18 protein-coding genes are annotated in these 19,826 nt (G+C 39.7%); 9 read left to right on the plus strand and 9 right to left on the minus strand.

Going from position 1 to position 19,826, the window contains the following annotated elements:
* Positions 1 to 6: 6 nt before the first annotated feature.
* The 3 genes from WA249_RS03985 to WA249_RS03995 all read left to right on the plus strand — a co-directional run bounded on the left by WA249_RS03985 (position 7) and on the right by WA249_RS03995 (position 3,436).
* The gene (locus WA249_RS03985; RefSeq protein ID WP_336166565.1) at positions 7 to 2,142 is read left to right on the plus strand and encodes a 3-hydroxyacyl-CoA dehydrogenase NAD-binding domain-containing protein; all 2,136 of its coding nucleotides are present in this window, start codon (positions 7 to 9) and stop codon (positions 2,140 to 2,142) included.
* A 164-nt stretch (positions 2,143 to 2,306) separates the two neighbouring features.
* Positions 2,307 to 2,564, plus strand: coding sequence for a hypothetical protein (locus tag WA249_RS03990; protein WP_336166566.1), 258 nt, complete (start codon positions 2,307 to 2,309; stop codon positions 2,562 to 2,564).
* 11 nt (positions 2,565 to 2,575) lie between these two features.
* On the plus strand, positions 2,576 to 3,436 hold the full coding sequence (locus WA249_RS03995) for a patatin-like phospholipase family protein (RefSeq protein ID WP_336166567.1): 861 nt from the start codon (positions 2,576 to 2,578) through the stop codon (positions 3,434 to 3,436).
* Between the two features lie 29 nt (positions 3,437 to 3,465).
* On the opposite strand, the gene WA249_RS04000 is transcribed toward WA249_RS03995, so the two are convergent.
* Positions 3,466 to 3,885: a GNAT family N-acetyltransferase gene (locus WA249_RS04000; RefSeq protein WP_336166568.1), complete on the minus strand. Its 420-nt coding sequence runs from the start codon at positions 3,883 to 3,885 to the stop codon at positions 3,466 to 3,468.
* Between the two features lie 12 nt (positions 3,886 to 3,897).
* Positions 3,898 to 5,109, minus strand: a complete 1,212-nt coding sequence (locus tag WA249_RS04005; protein ID WP_336166569.1) for a class I SAM-dependent methyltransferase — start codon at positions 5,107 to 5,109, stop codon at positions 3,898 to 3,900.
* Between the two features lie 127 nt (positions 5,110 to 5,236).
* On the opposite strand from WA249_RS04005, the gene trhA reads away from it, so the two are divergent.
* Positions 5,237 to 5,878 carry a PAQR family membrane homeostasis protein TrhA gene (gene trhA, locus WA249_RS04010; protein WP_336166570.1) on the plus strand — a complete coding sequence of 214 codons (642 nt, stop codon included), beginning with the start codon at positions 5,237 to 5,239 and terminating at the stop codon, positions 5,876 to 5,878.
* Positions 5,879 to 6,011: 133 nt separating this feature from the next.
* Positions 6,012 to 7,322, plus strand: a complete 1,311-nt coding sequence (locus tag WA249_RS04015) for an MFS transporter (protein WP_336166571.1) — start codon at positions 6,012 to 6,014, stop codon at positions 7,320 to 7,322.
* Positions 7,323 to 7,386: 64 nt separating this feature from the next.
* Here the strand turns inward: WA249_RS04015 and WA249_RS04020 are convergent, their stop codons facing one another.
* Positions 7,387 to 7,830 (minus strand): hypothetical protein, encoded by a 444-nt coding sequence (locus WA249_RS04020; RefSeq protein ID WP_336166572.1) that lies wholly within the window; start codon positions 7,828 to 7,830, stop codon positions 7,387 to 7,389.
* Between the two features lie 132 nt (positions 7,831 to 7,962).
* Positions 7,963 to 10,683 (minus strand): preprotein translocase subunit SecA, encoded by a 2,721-nt coding sequence (gene secA / locus WA249_RS04025; protein ID WP_336166573.1) that lies wholly within the window; start codon positions 10,681 to 10,683, stop codon positions 7,963 to 7,965.
* A gap of 407 nt (positions 10,684 to 11,090) precedes the next feature.
* Here secA and WA249_RS04030 point away from each other — a divergent pair, with 407 nt between their 5' ends.
* The 3 genes from WA249_RS04030 to WA249_RS04040 all read left to right on the plus strand — a co-directional run bounded on the left by WA249_RS04030 (position 11,091) and on the right by WA249_RS04040 (position 13,467).
* Entirely contained in the window at positions 11,091 to 11,732 is a 642-nt protein-coding gene (locus WA249_RS04030) for a peroxiredoxin (protein WP_336166574.1), read from the plus strand.
* 347 nt (positions 11,733 to 12,079) lie between these two features.
* Positions 12,080 to 12,892 carry an MBL fold metallo-hydrolase gene (locus WA249_RS04035; protein WP_336166575.1) on the plus strand — a complete coding sequence of 271 codons (813 nt, stop codon included), beginning with the start codon at positions 12,080 to 12,082 and terminating at the stop codon, positions 12,890 to 12,892.
* Complete coding sequence (locus tag WA249_RS04040) at positions 12,889 to 13,467, plus strand: dual specificity protein phosphatase family protein (RefSeq protein ID WP_336166576.1); 579 nt, start codon at positions 12,889 to 12,891, stop codon at positions 13,465 to 13,467. The genes WA249_RS04035 and WA249_RS04040 overlap by 4 nt, the downstream gene beginning before the upstream one ends.
* A gap of 28 nt (positions 13,468 to 13,495) precedes the next feature.
* Here WA249_RS04040 and WA249_RS04045 read toward each other — a convergent pair whose 3' ends face one another.
* The 5 genes from WA249_RS04045 to WA249_RS04065 form a co-directional block, all read right to left on the minus strand.
* A complete protein-coding gene (locus WA249_RS04045; protein ID WP_336166577.1) occupies positions 13,496 to 14,557 on the minus strand; it encodes an SPOR domain-containing protein in 1,062 nt (353 codons plus the stop codon).
* Positions 14,548 to 15,834: a bifunctional tetrahydrofolate synthase/dihydrofolate synthase gene (gene folC / locus WA249_RS04050; RefSeq protein WP_336166578.1), complete on the minus strand. Its 1,287-nt coding sequence runs from the start codon at positions 15,832 to 15,834 to the stop codon at positions 14,548 to 14,550. Before folC ends, WA249_RS04045 begins: the two co-directional genes overlap by 10 nt.
* A complete protein-coding gene (gene accD, locus WA249_RS04055) occupies positions 15,831 to 16,727 on the minus strand; it encodes an acetyl-CoA carboxylase, carboxyltransferase subunit beta (RefSeq protein WP_336166579.1) in 897 nt (298 codons plus the stop codon). Before accD ends, folC begins: the two co-directional genes overlap by 4 nt.
* The gene (gene trpA / locus WA249_RS04060; RefSeq protein WP_004638922.1) at positions 16,724 to 17,527 is read right to left on the minus strand and encodes a tryptophan synthase subunit alpha; all 804 of its coding nucleotides are present in this window, start codon (positions 17,525 to 17,527) and stop codon (positions 16,724 to 16,726) included. Before trpA ends, accD begins: the two co-directional genes overlap by 4 nt.
* A gap of 246 nt (positions 17,528 to 17,773) precedes the next feature.
* Positions 17,774 to 18,823 carry an AraC family transcriptional regulator gene (locus WA249_RS04065; RefSeq protein ID WP_336166580.1) on the minus strand — a complete coding sequence of 350 codons (1,050 nt, stop codon included), beginning with the start codon at positions 18,821 to 18,823 and terminating at the stop codon, positions 17,774 to 17,776.
* A gap of 121 nt (positions 18,824 to 18,944) precedes the next feature.
* Here WA249_RS04065 and WA249_RS04070 point away from each other — a divergent pair, with 121 nt between their 5' ends.
* Entirely contained in the window at positions 18,945 to 19,820 is an 876-nt protein-coding gene (locus tag WA249_RS04070; RefSeq protein WP_336166581.1) for a metal-dependent hydrolase, read from the plus strand.
* Positions 19,821 to 19,826 lie beyond the last annotated feature (6 nt).

Raw genomic sequence — 19,826 nt, forward strand, 5'->3', positions numbered from 1 at the left:
TAAAAGATGAGTGCAATTCAATACGAAAAAAATGCCGACAATATTGTCATTTTAACGCTTGATTCAACAGGCCAATCTGCGAACACCATGAATGCTGAGTTTCGTGACTCGCTCGATGAGGCAAATCAGAAACTTAAAGCAGAAATAGAGCTTTCAGGTGTTATTTTCCGCTCAGCAAAAAAAACTTTCTTTGCAGGCGGTGACCTAGATGAGCTGATTCAAGTTCAGCCTGAACATGCGACTGACTTTTTCAATATGGTTGAAAAGCTAAAAGGTCATTTACGTACAATTGAAACGCTAGGCATTCCAGTTGTTGCAGCATTAAATGGCACTGCACTTGGCGGTGGTTGGGAAATCGCATTAAGTTGCCATCACCGTATTGCAATCAATGACCCAAAAAGCAAATTTGGTCTACCAGAAGTCACTTTAGGTTTGCTACCAGGTGGCGGCGGTATTGTCCGTATGGTACGTCTGCTTGGGCTTCAAAATGCATTTCCTTTCCTAATGGAAGGAAAACAGTTCGGTGTTGATAAAGCAAAATCTTTAGGCTTAATTCACGATACTGCTGAAAATGAACAAGAGCTTTTAGATAAAGCAATTGCATGGGTAAAAGCAAATCCAAAATCTCAGCAGCCTTTTGATGTAAAAGGCTACAAAATCCCAGGTGGCGATCCCAAAACGCCGGCAGTTGCACAAGTTCTTGCAATTGCACCAGCCATGTTAAGAGACAAAACTAAAGGTTGTTACCCTGCCCCTGAAGCGATTATGGCTGCCGCAGTTGAAGGTGCTCAAGTCGATGTCGATACTGCACTGCGTATTGAGTCCCGCTACTTTACTCAGCTTACAACAGGTCAAATTTCTAAAAATATGATCGGTACTTTCTGGCACGGTCTAAATGCAATTAAATCTGGCGCTAGCCGCCCTGCCGACGTTGCAAAATGGCAAGCCACTAAAGTTGGTGTGTTGGGTGCTGGCATGATGGGTGCTGGCATTGCTTACTCAACTGCAATTAAAGGCATTTCTGTTGTACTTAAAGATGTATCTGTTGAAAATGCAGAGAAAGGCAAAGCTTATTCACAAAAGCTTCTTGATAAACGTGTTTCACAAGGCCGCATGACCGCAGAAAAACGTGATCAGGTTTTATCACTAATTACGGCTTCAGCTTCAGCTCAAGATCTTCAAGGCTGTGATTTAATTATTGAAGCAGTATTTGAAAACCAAGAGCTCAAAGCTAAAGTCACTCAAGAAGCCGAGCAATATCTAGCGCCTAATGGCGTAATGGCATCAAACACATCAACCCTGCCAATTACAGGTTTAGCTCAAGCAAGTAAGGATGATAAAGCTTTTATCGGTCTGCATTTCTTTAGCCCTGTCGACAAAATGCAGTTAGTTGAGATTATTAAAGGTAAAAATACCTCCGCAGAGACACTTGCTAAAGCCTACGATTTTGTACAACAAATTGGAAAAACGCCGATTGTTGTCAATGATAGCCGTGGTTTCTTTACCAGTCGTGTGTTTGGTACATTCATTCAAGAAGGTATGCGTTTACTTGCAGAAGGCGTTCACCCAGCACGTATTGAAATGGCAGCACTGAAAGCTGGTATGCCAGTTGGACCACTCGCTATTCAAGATGAAGTGTCTTTAACATTAACAGAACATGTTGCTAGTGAAGCACGTAAAGCCCTGCAAGCTGAAGGAAAAGATTTACCTAAAACTTCTGTAGATGAAGTGGTTCACACCATGATTCATGAGTTAAACCGTAAAGGTAAGGCGGCTGGAGCAGGTTTCTATGAATATCCAGAAAATGGTAAAAAGCATCTATGGGAAGGTTTAAACCGCTGGCAAAAAGATCACGACATTTCTGAACAAGATATAATCGATCGCATTCTGTTTGTACAGGCCTTAGATACTTTACGCTGCTATGAAGAAGGCGTATTGGAGTCTGTGATTGATGCCAATGTCGGTTCTATCTTTGGTATTGGTTACGCTCCTTGGACGGGAGGTGCGATCCAGTTCCTCAACCAATATGGTACTGATAAAGCACAAAAACGAGCTGAAGAATTAGCTGCCAAATATGGTGAACGTTTTACACCTCCAACCTTGCTAAAAACTAAAGCTGAGCAGAAACAAAATATTCAATAACTTAGACTTATTAAATATTTAAAAACTGCATAAACCTTACCCATATAAATATATTTTATTTATATGGGTTTTTCTTTATGACCTTTAAGATTTCAGCCTCACGCCTAAATATGCTATAAATAGACTTCATTTTTGTGCTTCTAAAGCACATTCGAGAAATCCTTATGTCCGATAAAAATTCTTCCGAGTCAGCAATTTTAGGCTGGAAATTTGTTCTGATTGTTGGTGTTTTGAGTGCGATTTTCCTTGGCTTTTTCTATTTAGCAATGAGCAATGAACCTGACTATATGCCAGGAGCACAGCGCAAAGCACAACAAGAGCAAATGCAGAAAAAAGCTGAAAATTCTACAGAGCAACACGCTCAACATAGTGACAACATGCCTGGAATGGATATGAAAGAACATCAGAACTCAACTCAGTAATTAGATATCAAATGACAGATTTTTCCCGTAATGCACTTGTTGTAGAGGGTGGAGGCATGCGTGGTGCCTTTACCAGTGGCGTACTTGATGCTTTTTTACAGCAACAGTTCAATCCTTTCGATCTATACGTTGGAGTATCATCTGGTTCAACCAACGTTGCAAATTACTTAGCAGGTCAACAAGGGCGCACGTTAACGTTTTACACTGATCACTCCCTCCGTCCTGAATTTATCGATTACAAACGCTTTTTTAAAGGCGGAGATTTACTTGATTTAGAATGGATGTGGGAAGTTGGTGAAAAAGAACATCCACTTGATCAGCAAAGTCTGTTTGCTAAAAATCCTGATTTTTATATGGTGTTGACGCATGCCAAAACAGGTCATGCTGAATATCTTCGTGCGGGTAAAGACAATTTGCTAAATGCGCTTCGTGCGTCTAGCTCGATTCCGGTTTTAACACGTCATCCCGTCGATATTATGGGTGAACCATACTTTGATGGCGGTGTTGCAGATGCCTTACCTGTTCGCTGGACGGCTCAGCAAAGTGATGTCAAAAAACTATTAGTTTTACGCACTCGCCCGAAAAATTACTTTAAAGCCAGTAGTAGAGGGGATCAATTCCTCGCGAAATATGCGTTTAAACATCATTATGGTTTTGCAAACAGCTTACGTAGCCGTTGTGCCAGATATAATGCTTCAGTAGATTTTGTCCGTGGTTCCAACCCAGAACAGCAAATTTTAGAAGTTTGCCCACCGCTACTTAAAAATATGGCTGGTCGTTTAAGCACTAATCCTAAAAAGCTTCGTTACAGTTATGAAGTCGGCTTAGAAACAGGGCTACAAGCAATTGAAAGCTGGAATGCCATGAAGTAAATCCAAATTGAGATTTCTAAAAAGAAGTCTCAATTTAACTCTAAAATCATATCAATATGTGGAATACCGCAGTCTTCGTAAACTTCACCTTGCACATGAAAACCTAGAGCTTCGTAAAAAGCAGTCACATACGTTTGTGCTGAAAGCTTTAAATAAGGCAGTTTATGACTACGTGCATAGTCAATAATATGCTGCATTAAAATTTTACCAATACCCTGCTTTCGATAAGGCACTAAAACAGCAACACGCCCCACGCTATGCTGTGGCAACAAACGTGCTGTAGCGATAGGCTGCTCTTTGTCATAGATAATAAAATGTAGAACCACAGCATCCAAATCGTCCCATTCATCTTCAGGCGCAATTCCCTGCTCTTGAATAAAGACTTGCTCACGGATGTATTTCGCATCTTGCTCAAGCTGTTCCCAACTACCCGCTATAATTCTCAACATCCGTTCACCCTCCTAGCATTTACACCCAATATTTTCGATTGGTAGCTGGTCTTGTAATAACAATTCAAGACTTTGTTTTTCTATTCCATACATCGCTTTGAGTGCTTGGATTTGAGCCATAATCTTGGCATCAGGTTCAGAAACGTTTTTGCGTTTCGTCGCCAAAATCATTTTATTTTTACTGGTATGTTCAAGCGATACAAACTCAAAAACTTTAGTTTCATAGCCATACGCTTTTAAAAGTAATGCACGCAACGTATCGGTCAGCATCTCGGCTTGTTGCCCCGCATGAATACCAAACTGTAGCATTGGTTGTAAAACTTCTGGACTATGTAATTGTGGGCGTAACTCTTTGTGACAACACGGCGCGCACATAATCATTGAAGCATTTAAACGAATTCCAGTATGAATGGCAAAGTCAGTCGCAATATCACACGCGTGTAAGGCAATCATAACGTCTAGTTTTTCTGGCTGATAACTACGTACGTCACCTTCAAAAAAGTCTAGATGGTTAAAGTGCACTTTGTCTGCAACATTCTGGCAAAACTCAACCAGATTCGGGCGCAATTCAACACCAGTAATCAATGGGGTTTTCTGCTGCTCTTGCAAATAATCATACAAAGCAAAAGTTAAATAACCTTTCCCCGAACCAAAATCGACAATCCGTAATTCTTGTTGAGATGCATCAATTTGTTCATAAGCGCTCGCAAAAATTTCAATAAATTTATTAATCTGTTTCCATTTACGCGCCATGCTTGGAATGATTTGGCCTTTTTCATCGGTAATACCAAGCTCTTTTAAAAATGCATTACCCTGCTGTACATAGCGTTGCTTTTCACGATCATGTGCCTGAATCGTTTGTGTCGCATTTACTGCCTGCTTTTTACCCATATTTAATAGGGCTTTTTTCTTATTTTTCTTGAGTTGAATTTCTTGATTAGTTGAGAATAAATTCGCTTGTTTACATTGAATGATTAATTGCTCAATCTGTTGCAAGCCTTCTTCAAATGAATAATTTTTAGTCACATCTTGGGTAGTATGATGATATAAAGCTGAAAGCTGTTTTTGCCCATGTAACTCTACAACGCGGAAAGTGATTTTTTCCAGTTGTTCCAACTCTCCCTTATATTGGCTCAAGATCAAACGCTCAAAAGTTTGTTGATCAAGCATTTGCTTAATTTCATGGAAGAATTGCTGTTCTTGCTCAAAGGAAAAAACCGACACGGATATACCTAAAAATGAAGACTCATATAAGATAGAAGTTTAAAGGGTCTAGGATTAAAAATAAAATAACTTTACGACTGTTTTGTATTTCTATACATTCGTATTTTTAATCAAAAAAATTAAACTTATGAGTAAATCTATGTTGGAAACTTACGATCCTAAAGAAGAACTATTTAATGCCTACAGCCATGGGGCTGGTGTCGTTATGGCAGTTGTTGCTTCTATCTTTTTAATTATGAAGGGGTCTTATCTTTCAACTGCTCAATGGATTGGTTTATGGGTATATTCATTTAGTCTCATTCTGGTTTTCACCAGCTCTACACTTTATCACTTTGCTCAAACACAAAATCTACGCTACTGGTATAAAAAGCTTGACCATACAGCTATTTATTATTTAATTGCCGGAACGTATACCCCTTTCTTAAGTATCGCAATTCCTACTACAAAAGCTCACTATCTGCTAATTGCACTTTGGAGCATCGCTGCAATTGGTACACTTTTCAAGTTAGTTTTTATTCATCGTTTTCAAAAAATTTCTTTGCTGGCTTATATTTTAATGGGATGGCTCGCCGTTTTTGTAATGGATGACATGCGCACTTATTTAAGTAAAGACGCATTGATTTTCTTGATTATTGGCGGATTAGCTTATACGGTTGGAGCATTGTTTTACGCGTTAAAAAAGGTAAGATATACCCATGCGATCTGGCACATTTTTGTGCTTTTAGGTGCAGGAGCACATTTTCTTGCGATCTATTGGTACATAGTTTAGTTCATTTTTCACTCTTATTCAGTGATCCTGAAAGAGTCATGGATGATGTTCTTTCACGCTATTCTTTTAGAAAAATACGTCTTTAAAAGGAATAGTAAATTAAAAATAAATTTTAACTGATATAAGGTTTTATATGGATTCAACCTCTGCGGCGGCTGCTCCGGCAGTAGCCACTAATTCAAAAACGCGGGTTTTGTTTGCAAGCTTAGTCGGTACAACCATTGAGTTCTTCGACTTTTATATCTATGCAACTGCTGCCGTTCTTATTTTTCCTCACCTGTTTTTCCCTGCTAGTAGTGGCAGTGCCGCAGTCTTACAATCTTTAGCAACCTTCGCAATTGCCTTTATTGCACGCCCCATCGGTGCAGCAATATTCGGCCATTTAGGAGACCGTATTGGCCGAAAAGCCACATTGGTTGCAGCTTTGCTCACCATGGGTATTTCAACAGTATGTATTGGCTTACTTCCAACCTATGCACAAATTGGTCTTGCTGCGCCTTTACTATTGGCTTTATGCCGTTTAGGACAAGGTTTAGGATTAGGGGGCGAATGGAGTGGTGCCGTTTTACTCGCGACTGAAAATGCACCTGAAGGCAAAAGAGCCTGGTATGGTATGTTCCCGCAACTCGGTGCTCCAATTGGCTTTATTTTGGCAACTGGTTCATTTTTATTATTGAGTGCGACTATTCCTGAGCAAGCATTCATGCAATGGGGCTGGCGTATTCCCTTTATTGCAAGTGCTGTATTAGTGATTGTGGGCTTATATATCCGTTTAAAACTCCATGAGACTCCAGCATTCCAAAAAGTTTTAGATAAACAAAAAGAAGTAAATATTCCATTTAAAGAAGTCTTAACCAAACACACAGGTAAACTTATTCTTGGCACGATTGCAGCAATCTGTACGTTCGTCGTGTTCTATCTTACGACCGTATTTGCCTTAAACTGGGGAACCACTAAGCTTGGCTATGCGCGTGGTGAATTCTTAGAACTTCAACTCTTTGCCACCCTTTGCTTTGCTGCATTCATTCCTTTATCAGCTATTTTTGCAGAAAAATTTGGTCGTAAAACCACGTCTATTGGCGTCTGTATTGCTGCTGCAATTTTCGGCTTGTTCTTCTCTAGTATGTTAGAGTCTGGAAATACGTTAATCGTCTTCCTGTTCTTATGTACAGGCTTGGCGATTATGGGGTTGACCTATGGTCCGATTGGTACAGTTCTTTCTGAACTTTTCCCAACCTCAGTTCGTTACACAGGTTCAGCATTAACGTTTAACTTGGCAGGCATTTTTGGTGCATCATTTGCACCACTCATTGCTACTAAGCTTGCTGAAACTTATGGTTTATATGCTGTTGGTTATTATCTTACTGCTGCATCACTTTTATCACTCGTCGCTTTCTTATTCATTCGTGAAACAAAAAATGATGATGTGAATAATCAGATCTAAAATTAGAAATTCTCATATAAAAAAGCCGGTTCATAATTGACCGGCTTTTTTATAAATATATGACTTAATTTATTGATGCTGGGTTCGCAGCTGCAACGCTATTTGTTACAGCTGGAGCTGCTACATTGCTTGCTGCAACTGCCGCTGATCCTGCTACAGCAGCTTCACCAATGAGTGCAACTTTAGCTTTCTCTTGGCTCTTCGCAGATAAAGCAGGGTTAGTTGCCACAATACGATTAATATTTGCTGAGTTTGCCGGAGCAATCGCAGTCGTTTGTAAAATAATTGGGCGATTACCTGTATTGCCTAACGTATAGCGAATGCCTGTACGCGGACTAATCACTGTTGTATTTTCTTGCTTCACTACAGCTTGAGCCGAAGTTGGGCCTTTTGCTGCAAGTACTTTATCAACCGTTGTCGTTTGAGGGGCTGAAGCTGCTTCTGCTGCAAAAACCAAACTAGGCACAGCAAGAACAGTTAAAAATAAAGGTTGTAATACTTTTTTCATTGTCTTTCCAACATACACTCTGGATGAGAAGTAAATAGCATTTAATACTTAAAACTGCAAACATTATTCACAGGCTTACTACAAACATAAAAAAAGCAGAACAATTGTTCTGCTTTTTTTCGTTAAGGCAGATTAAATCTTACCGTGACATTGTTTATATTTTAGTCCAGACCCACATGGGCATGGTGCATTACGGCTTTCTGGAACAGGGAAAGCTTGCTGATCGTTAGACTCGTTCATGCTTTCTTGAGAAAGTGTAACTTCACCAGTTAACCCATCTACGTCATCATGTTCAAAAGAAAGCTTCATTGATTCAGCTTGCTGCTGCTGTTGAGCTTCCATTTCTGCAAGTTCTTCTGGTGTTGGAATGTGTACACGAGACAAATCAGTCACAACATCAGTTTTAATAATGCTCAGCATATTTACAAACAGGTTGAAAGCTTCTTTCTTGTATTCCTGTTCAGGGTTCTTTTGCGCATAGCCACGTAAATGGATACCTTGACGCAAATAATCCATTGCAGCTAAGTGATCTTTCCAATGGCGATCAAGAGAGTTTAAAACGAAGTGACGTTCTAGCATTGCTGCTGATTCATCACCCATTTGAGCGCGACGCTGACGATAACGCTCAATCACTTCATCACTGATTCGCTCAACTAAACCTTCTTCATCTAGACGACGATCTTGGTCTAACCACTCTTGAATTGGAAGCTCAATACCCAAATCAATACGTAGAGCGTTTTCTAAACCTTCAACATCCCACTGGTCATGAATTGACTCAGGTGGAATAAAGTTAGTAATCACGCCTTTCATCACTTCATGATGCATTTCTTCAACGTATTCTTTTAAAGTATTTTCAGCTAACACTTCATCACGTTGTGAATAAATGATCTTACGTTGTTCATTATTCACATCATCGTATTTCAATAAGTTTTTACGAATATCAAAGTTACGCGCTTCAACTTTACGCTGAGCGTTCTCGATTGAACGACTCACCATTTTGTGTTCAATTGCTTCATTTTCTTGGAGACCCATCGCACGCATCATTCCAACTACGCGGTCACCTGCGAAAATACGCATCAAGTCATCTTCAAGAGACAAATAGAAACGAGAAACACCTGGGTCACCCTGACGGCCCGCACGACCACGTAACTGGTTATCAATACGGCGTGATTCATGGCGCTCAGAACCAATGATGTGCAAACCACCTGATTTCAATACATCTTCATGGTCTTGTTCCCATTGTGCTTTCAGATGTGCTTCATCTTCAGCCGTATGGTTTTCAAGCTTGGCAAGTTTCGCTTTCCAGTTACCACCCAAGATAATGTCCGTACCACGACCAGCCATGTTGGTTGCAATCGTTACTGCATTCGGGCTACCCGCTTGAGCAATAATATCGGCTTCACGCTCATGTTGCTTTGCATTCAACACTTCGTGATGAATACCTGCTTGCATTAACTTAGAAGATAAAATTTCACTGGCTTCAATGGTCGCTGTACCAATAAGAATCGGTGCTACACCTTGCTCACGAATATTCGTAATTTCCTGAATAATCGCGTCATATTTACCGTTACGGTTTAAATAAATTAAATCGTTTTGGTCATTACGTACCATTGGTCGATGAGTTGGAATAATCACAACATCAAGGCCATAAATTTCTTTCATTTCCGCAGCTTCAGTATCAGCAGTACCTGTCATACCTGAAAGCTTTTTATATAGACGGAAATAGTTCTGGAATGTTGTGGTCGCTAGTGTCTGGTTTTCAGGCTGAATTTCTAAACCTTCTTTCGCTTCAACTGCTTGATGCAAACCTTCTGACCAACGACGACCTGGCATTGTACGGCCAGTGTGTTCGTCAACAATCACGACTTCACCATCATGAATAATATAGTGAACATCGCGTTGGAATAAGAAATGTGCACGAATAGCAGCAGACACATGATGAACAAGGCTCAGATTTGTTGCTGAATATAGGCTTTCACCTTCAGCCAACAATCCCATTTGAATAAGTTCTTGCTCAACAGTTTCATAACCAATTTCGGTCATTTCAACTGAACGCTGCTTTTCATCAATCCAGAAATGCCCACCATCTGCCACTTTTTCTTCTTTTTGCGGCTTTAATTTAGGGGGAATCGAATTAATTGCAGAATATAGATGCGAAGAGTCTTCACTTTGACCAGAAATAATTAATGGTGTACGTGCTTCATCAATCAAGATTGAGTCAACTTCATCGATAATGGCATAGTGCAAACCACGTTGTTTCTTTTCTGCTAAAGAAAACACCATGTTGTCACGTAAGTAGTCAAAACCGAATTCGTTATTGGTACCATAGGTAATATCAGCAAGATAAGCTTCCGCCTTTTCAGACGGGCCTTGCATTGAAAAGATTGTACCAATTGATAAACCCAAAAATTCAAATAATGGGCGGTTTAACTCAGCATCACGCTGTGCCAAATAATCGTTCACAGTAATGACATGAACGCCTTCGCCACTTAATGCGTTTAAATAACACGCCAAAGTACCCATCAGGGTTTTACCTTCACCGGTACGCATTTCGGCAATTTTACCTTCATGTAAGGTAATACCACCAATAAGCTGAACGTCGTAGTGACGCATGCCCATTACACGTTTGGCTGCTTCACGACAAACTGCAAACGCTTCTGGAAGTAATTTATCTAAACTTTCGCCATTATTATAACGTTGTTTGAATTCTGGAGTTTTTGCAGATAAGTCTGCATCGCTTAAAGCTGATATCGTCGGCTCGAGCGCATTGATTTGCTCAACAATTTTGCGCATTCGTTTGAGTTCGCGCTCATTTTTTGTACCGAAGATACCTCCGATCAGACTTGCCAACATGGATAAACTCTCTAAATCTTGCTTGGTCAAATGAATAAACTTTTTCTCAGTCGTTTATTATGGTGCCAGAAATTTGAAGTACAAGGGGTTTGCACAAAACCCCTAAAAAAAATCTGATAGTTAGACGAATGGTTTTATCATTCATCTAGTCCCCCGTAATGCGCCTTGCACCTAAAAACGTAGCATTAACGCTCATCTATTAAGCATAACTTCCGAGAAATCTAATTTAGCAAATTTACCTTAAAGTTACATTGATTAAGCACATAAAATAATGAGTTTTAGTCATATATATTTACACTTATATAAAAAGTTCATAATAAAATACAAAAACAATAATTTTAATCATAAAGTAAATGCTGCATATTTATTAGAACACATAACAAATTATGAGCAATTAAGGAACGACCATGACACTACGATTAGGAGACACTGCCCCCGATTTTCAACAAGAATCGAGCGAAGGTACTATTCATTTTTATGATTTTTTAGGTGATAGTTGGGGAATCTTATTTTCACATCCAGCCGACTATACGCCAGTATGTACAACAGAATTAGGCTACACAGCAAAATTAAAAGATGAATTTACGAAGCGTAATGTTAAAGCGATTGCTTTGTCCGTAGACGATGTAGAGTCTCATAAGGGCTGGATCAACGATATTAATGAAACACAAAACACAACGGTAAATTTTCCAATCATTGCGGATAAAGATCGTAAAGTATCTGAGCTCTATGGTTTTATCCATCCTAATGCCAGTGAAACACTCACAGTGCGTTCTTTAGTGATTATTGATCCTAATAAAAAAGTTCGCTTAATTATTACCTACCCTGCTTCAACAGGTCGAAATTTTAATGAAGTCTTACGTGTGGTTGACTCATTACAATTAACTGACAAGCATAAAGTCGCTACACCAGCGAACTGGCAGCACGGCGAAGATGTAGTGATTGTGCCATCACTTAAAGATGAAGAAGAAATTAAACAACGCTTCCCTAAAGGTTATACAGCGGTTAAGCCTTATTTACGCCTAACACCACAACCTGAGCAAGATTAAAGCCTTTTAAAGGCTTTAATCGAAGCGCAAGACAAACGAAGTGCGTAGGCAAACACTTGAAAAGTTGGCTACAAGACAAGCGAAGCACGTAGGCAAGCATCTGAAAGGTTCCTTGCAAGATAAGCGAAGCGCGTAGGCAGGCATCTGAAAGGTTCCTTGCAAGACAAGCAAAGTGCGTAGGCAAGCATCTGAAAGACTCCCTACAAGACAAACGAAGTACGTAGGCAAATATTCTCACTTTAAAAAGTCATCCAACGCGATGGCTTTTTTTATGTATTGAATACACATGGTTTTTACTGCTCAGATCAGTTATAACTCGAAGCGATTCGGTATAAAAAATAAAAATCATGATCTATAAAATTCATCATTTAAAGTGTGGCAGCATGTGCCCAGTTTGCGCCCCACTCTTTGGACAAAAAGGCTTTCGAGCTGAAGTCGTCTGTCATTGCCTTCTGGTTGAAACTGATCGAGGCTTAGTGCTTATTGATACAGGCTTTGGCTTGCAAGATTACTTACATATGAAACAGCGCCTAGGCTCATTAGTTAAACGGTTAGGTAAAATTGAGCCTAACCTTGAGTTTAGTGCCATTCAACAAATCCAAAAGCTCGGGTTTAATCCGAAGGATGTACAACACATCTTTGTCACTCATCTTGATTTTGATCATGCAGGTGGAATTTCAGATTTTCCACATGCCACTGTGCATGTTTTAGCTGCAGAATATAACGCAGCGCAACTTCCAAATTTTAAGGGAAAACTTCGTTATAGAACCAATCAATATAAAGATCATCGCTACTGGAACTTTGTTGAATATCAGCAAGGTGAAGCATGGTTTAACCTCGAAAAGGTAAAAGGCTTTCCTCTGTTCCAAGATGAAATTTTAATGATACCTCTATTGGGGCATTCAGCTGGTCATTGTGGTATTGCCATAAAGCAACAAAATCAATGGTTATTATTTTGTGGAGATGCTTACTACTCACATCTAGAGTTAAACCCTAGAAATAAATTAAGATCACTCAGTTTGCTGGAAAAAACATTTGCAGAGGATAATGAGAAACGTCATGTTAACCTCAAACGCTTACAGCATTTAGCTCAACATGAGCCAACCATTGAAATAATTTGTGCTCATGATCCTTATGAGCTTAATCGGTATCAAATATGAAAAAATTATCGCTCATCACACTTGTCATATGTATAAATTTACAAGGATGTATGCAACATGAAAGTATTGCCTATGAAAATAGGCCAAAAGACTGGGGTACTTTAGTCTCTCAGAGTCATAATTTTTATCAAGTGAGTAGTGATGTTTTTCGCAGTGAACAACCTGATGCAGCTATGATTCCCGAGTTAAAGAACCATCAAATTGGAACGATCATTAATTTAAGAGCTAAAGAATCAGATAATTTAGTATTTAAAAATGAAAAATTTAAACTTGTGCATATTCCTATCAATACTTGGGCAATTGACCGACAAGATCTATTAGAGGTCATGCAACAAATTAAGATTGCCAAGCAGAATAATCAACGTGTTTTATTGCACTGCTACCATGGTTCAGACCGTACAGGCGCCAGCGTTGCCATGTATCGCATTATTTTTGAGAATTGGGCAATTGATGATGCGGTTAAAGAAATGAAAGAAGGTGGTTATGGCTACCATATTATATGGAAAAATATTGACCATTTATTTACCCCTAAAAATGTAAAATGGATTCAACAGCAACTGTCGAATCCATCTTAATGACTTTTGAGTGTAAACTTTAATGTGACTAGCGTTGGTCTAACGGTACCCAGTCAATGACCCAAGCCGATTTCATATTTAAACTTGAGTCAGACGTAATTTTCTTACGGGCTGCATCTGCTGTATCACGGTCTTTCGCGGGTCCTACCATAATACGGATTCCCTTGCTAGTTTGGCTCGTAGTTACCTTATAGCCTTTAGCTCGTAATTTAGAAACAACTGAATCTGCATTTGCTTGGTTAGCAGCCAATGCAACTTGCACCATCCACTTTTTATCACCATTTTCCAGCAGTTCACGCGCTTTTTCAGCCTCAACTTTTTTCTCATGTTCTGCTTTATGTTTTGCTTCAGCTGCCTTTTTATCAGCTTCTTTTTTGTGTTTTGCTTCAGCTGCCTTTTTATCAGCTTCTGCTTGGTGTTTTGCTTCAGTTGCCTTTTTATCAGCTTCTGCTTGGCGTTTTTCTTCAGCTGCCTTTTTATCAGCTTCTGCTTGGCGTTTTTCTTCAGTTGCCTTTTTATCAGCTTCTTTTTTGTGTTTTGCTTCAGCTGCCTTTTTATCAGCTTCCGCTTGGCGTTTTGCTTCAGTTGCTTTTTTATCAGCTTCTGCTTTTGTACTATCTACAGATTTTTTATTCACATCAGCTTGTGAATTTTTAACTTTACCATCGCTACCGACAACTTCCGGTGGAATATTGTCTGAACTTTCTTGAGCAGCTGTACGACGTGCATTAATCGCAGCATACTCTGCTGCTGCTTTACGAGCAGCATCGGCTTCAGCTTGCTGTTGCATTGCTAAAAACTCAGCTGCACGTGCTTCCTGTTCTGCAACAGCTTTTTCACGCGAACGTCGCTGTTCTTCCAGCAAACGTTTTTCTGTTTCAACATCAACCGCTAAAGGTTGTAGTTGTACCATTTGGCCTTCGGTTGCTTGCTTTGGCTTAGTTTGAGTTTTTGGTGATGTGGAAGCGTGTGGTTGAACTTCAACCTGTTTTATTTCCTCATTTCCTTTTAGAAGTAATGCTGCCAATAAAACACCACCTCCCAGTAAAACAACACCACCCATCCAGCGTTGTTTGTTATTCATTGACATTCTTCCAAATACTCCCAAATCGCTTCTAAAGTATGAAACGAACCACAGGCCAAAATCAGCTGATTGTTATTTGTTTGCTCAAGCGCTGATTTAAATGCCTCTTTGATATTGCCATATTGTTGTACAGTCTGACCTTGCAAGGCATCATTGAGTTGCTGAATTGATGCAGCACGCGGCACATTCAACTCAGCAATTTTCCAATGTAAAACAGTAGGTTTCAATAAATCGACTACTGATTTTATATCTTTATCTGCCAGCATTGAAAATACTGCGACAACTTCTGTGTACTGTTTATTGTATTCTAAGAAATTTCGCAATTGCTTTAACAAAAATTCAACACCATGTGGATTGTGTCCAGCATCAAAAATTACCGTTTTCCCTTCAACTTGACGCTGTTCAAAACGTCCTGCTAAACGTGCAGCTCGAATACCTTTTTCTAAAGCAGACTGAGAAATTTCAAGTCCGCTATTTAAAATGGCAGCAACCGCCCCTGCAATATTTTCAATGGCTAAATGACCTAAAGGAAGCTTTAAAGTGGTTCCTTCAGAGGCAAAGTACCAGTTTTGTCCATCATCGGCGAGTTTATAAAAATAATCACGATTAACGGTATATAAAATTGCTTGTGTGCTTTCTACTTTATCTTGAATTGCTTGAGGTAAAAGCTGTTCGCCAGCAAAAACAACTGGAATTTGTGGACGAATAATTCCTGCTTTTTCAAAAGCAATTTTTTCAATCGTATCGCCCAACCAATCGGTATGATCTAGGCCAATATTAGTAATAATCGCAACGTTGGGATCAATTACATTAACGACATCTAAACGCCCGCCCAAACCAACTTCGAGCACCCATACATCGCATTGCTGTTGTTTAAAAATGACAAAAGCAGCCAAAGTGGTTGCTTCAAAAAAAGATAAGCTCAAATCACAATCGCGACGAGCCTGATCGACTTGAACAAAAGCATCAATCAGACTTTGATCATCGACTTCAACTCCACCTAATTTGACTCGTTCATTAAAGCGATAGATATGCGGTGACTGATATAACCCAACTTTATAACCCTGCTCATTTAAGATAGCAGCTAGTGTGGTTGTAGTTGAGCCTTTACCATTCGTTCCGGCGACTGTAAAAACTTTAGCAGTAGGCTGAGTGACACCCAGTTTTTCTGCAACAGGAATTACACGTTCCAGACCAAGATCTATCCCTGTAACGTGAACATGGCTCCAATAATTGAGCCATGTATCTAAAGAGTCTATTGAAAGTGGAGCTTGTTGATTCAAGGTAAGTTCATCAATTTCGATACAAGTCGAGATACAGTATCACGTAAAGCATGACGATGAACAATCTGATCGATTACACCATGATCAAGCAAATATTCTGCACGTTGGAATGGCTCTTCCAATGTTTCACGTACAGTTTGCTCAATTACACGTTTACCCGCAAAACCGATCATCGCTTTAGGTTCAGCAATATGAATATCACCCAACATTGCTAAAGAAGCTGTTACACCGCCATATACAGGATGTGTTAACACCACGATATAAGGTAAACCTGCATCTTTTAATCTTTGGATTGCCGCTGAAGTACGAGCCATTTGCATAAGAGACAGCATACCTTCTTGCATACGTGCACCACCAGAAGCTGCGAAACAGATCAATGGTTGACGTTTTTCAATAGCAAGTTCAGCAGCCTGAACAAAACGGTCGCCTACTACAGTACCCATAGAGCCGCCCATAAAGTCGAACTCAAAAGCACATGCAATCAAATCAACGCCATTTAAATTACCTTGCATGGCAATTAACGCTTCCGTTTCACCAGTTTTGGTTTGCGCTTCACGCATACGATCTGGATATGGCTTGGTATCGACAAACTTTAACGGATCTTTCGCGCTAAATTCTTGCCCTAATTCTGCTACTACATTGTCGAAGAACCAGTTCAAACGATCACGAGCCTTCATACGTAAGTGTTCATCACACTGCGGACAAACATACGCATTGAAAGAGATTGCTGTACGTGTCACTAGAGCATGACATTCAGGGCATTCAATCGTTGGCTCAGTAAATGTTGCTTTGAGAATTTGTTGCTCATTTGCGACTTCAATACCTGGAACCGGACGCTTTGTCCATGGGGTCGCAGGGCTAAGAACTTTCCCTGATTTCACTTCTTGATTCATACTAACTCATCGAGCGCTGCTCGAAGCTCCTTGACTTTATTCACCGTCTGTTCAACAGCGTCATCCGCTGCCAACGTTGCAAAATTTTTAACGAAAGCACTACCTACAATCACAGCATCAGCAACACTACCCATTGCTTTTGCTGAAGCAGCATCACTAATACCAAAACCAACACCTACTGGAATATCAGTGGCATTTTTGATTTTCTGAATACGTGCAGCAGCTTCTGCCGTATCTAGTGTTGCGGCTCCCGTTACACCCTTGAGTGAAACATAGTAGATAAATCCACTTGCCTGATTTGCCACATGTTGAATGCGTTGGTCTGTAGAAGTTGGCGCGAGTAAGAAGATTTGATCCATGTCATGTTGCTTCAACACAGCAGCAAACTCTTTTGACTCTTCTGGCGGTAAATCCACCAGCAATAAGCCATCTACACCACACTGTTTCGCATGAGAAATAAACTTCTCGTAACCAATCACTTCAACCGGATTCAGATAACCCATTAAAACAACAGGTGTATCCTGATCCTGTTCACGGAACTCCTTTACCATGTTAAGAGCATCTAATGTGTTAGTCCCTGCTGCAAGCGCACGTTCAGCTGCAAGCGCAATTACTGGACCATCGGCCATTGGATCTGAAAATGGTAAACCAAGCTCAATGACATCTACTCCTGCCGCAACCATTTTATGCAGTAACGGAACTGTTACTTGCGGTTGTGGATCACCCGCCATGACATAAGATACAAGCGCTTTACGTTGTTGGGACTTAAGCTTTTCAAAACGGGTGGCAAGACGTGACATAGGGTTGTGCTTTCCTTGAATTATTTAAAATTGAGGAGTTGTTTGTAGAAATACAAGAACATCGCATTTTAACGCTATTTTTTGTCCATTGAACAGGTCTAACGTTATGGCGATATTCGATTGTATGATTCATACAACCCATGGCGTACATTTATCAATATTTTGAAACTTTTCTCAATGATCAAAGCTTCCTATTTTCGAGCCATTATTAGATCGTCATCTGAATAGAAAATCGCCATAAAAAGTCTATTTTATTGCATTTTTAGTTGTTAGCTGTAATTGTCTTTTTCTTGCTAATAGGGTTTGTCCTGTCAAATTTTTATGGGCACGTGCAAGTGCTGACTGGTCCGAATATCCCAATTGTTCAGCAATTAAAGTGAGGCTAGCATTTTGGTTAAGTAATATCTCACAGCGCTTCATACGCTCTGCATCTAAAATTAATTTAAATGAAGTGTTTAATGACTGTAGCTGACGCTGCAAGCTTCGTACTGAAATATTCAACTCGATGGCAATATCTTCTATTTTAGGGGCCTGCTGCCTTTGCTTAAAATATTCATGGACGATCCAATGTATTTGCTGAGCTAAATCTGTATGTATTTTACGCTGAGCTAATGCTTCTTCTGCCTGTTTCACTAAAAGTTGCATTAAGGTTGGGTCTGCATGCTGAGGACGAATACTTAGTCCCTCACTTGCAAAAGTTAATGCATAGTAAGGTTTTTCAAATGATAATTTGCATTGAAAGAAACGCTGATAGTGCACTAACGGTCCACGCGCACGGTGCACGAACTCAACTTGTTGCAAGAGAAAATCATGTAATGGAGCGATCTGTTTAGCAAGCTGTACCATTGCTGCCAAGGTCAATTCACAAAGTATGATATTGCTGTCATCAACCAACGGCCAATACAAACGAATTTTTGAAGCATCTTGCTCAATTTGCATAGGCACCACTTGCTCACCGTCAATCACCAGACGATGAAACTTCATAATATATTCAAGAACCTCTGCAAAACTACCACTTCGGGATGCCATATAGCCCAACACTCCAAAATTGGCAGGTGTAATACAAGTGGCCATTTCCAAAGCTAAATTAGAAACTTGTAGCTGAGATTCGGTTAGCTCTAAAAGCTCAAGAAAAAAAGTTAAAGATGATTGAGCATCAATAGATGAAGCTAAAATATTTTGAACTTGTCGGGCCTGAACATCCGTCAGATTTAATGCCTGCCAGTCCATTTTTCTTTCTTTTAAGTAAGTATTCCAAAGGTAAAAATACCCATTTGAAATCGTAAAATCCTGCATGGCGCATCCTTTTTTTACTGCCATCTTGTCGCAAACTGTATAAAAATTGGCAATAACTGTCAAAACAAAGCCGACCAGTCGCGACATACTAATGAACATGTTAGATGCGAGAAATAAAAATATGAACGCACATGTTCCTTATCAGGTCGAACCAGTAGTTCGTAAAGATCTAGATTTTCATTTAAATGAAGCGCCTCGCTTTTGGTTTAATAATGATCCTTTTTTGACTCGTATGTTTGATGCACTCAGCTTAACCTTTCCTGATGGAGAGCGTTATTTTATCGAATGTGTTCGTATGTTCCGTGACAAAATTGATGATCCAGAACTACAAAAACGAGTTGTGGACTTTATTAAACAAGAAGCTCAACACGGTATTGCTCATGACAAAATGAATCAGCTCATGAAAGAACAAGGTATGCCTGTTGATCAATTCACAACGACACTTAAAAAAATGTTCCGCTTTGAACTCACCAAACGCTCACCGCAATACAATATTGCAATGACGGCGGCAGCTGAACATTTAACAGCATTAATGGCCGAGACGTTTTATAGCAATAAGAAAACTTTGGAAAATGCACATCCATATGTCCGAGCGCTGTTTGCGTGGCATGCCATTGAAGAGATGGAGCACAGAGATGTTGCTTTTGACGTAATGAAACAAGTCGGTGAAGTACCAGAGTCAACACGTCGATTTGTACTCGTTTTTACTACTGTACTTATGTTTGGTTTTACGCTTTACCGAACCAACATCATGTTGAAATGTGATGGCTTTAGTTCTAGAGAACGACTCTTGATGAGCCTTAGAGGCTTACCTTGGTTCTTTGGTAAAAATGGCACATTAACTGCCATGAAAAGCCAATATTTAGATTGGTTTAAAAAAGATTTCCACCCGAGTCAACATCCAGTCATTCGTCAATATCCTGTTTGGATTGAAACACTCGAAAAAACGAATGATCCTATTGCAGCTGGTGAAGCATTTTGGCAAGCAGGTTTATAACCTGCT

This window comes from Acinetobacter sp. 161(2023), from assembly GCF_037027805.1.
In the GTDB taxonomy this organism is placed as follows: Bacteria; Pseudomonadota; Gammaproteobacteria; order Pseudomonadales; family Moraxellaceae; genus Acinetobacter.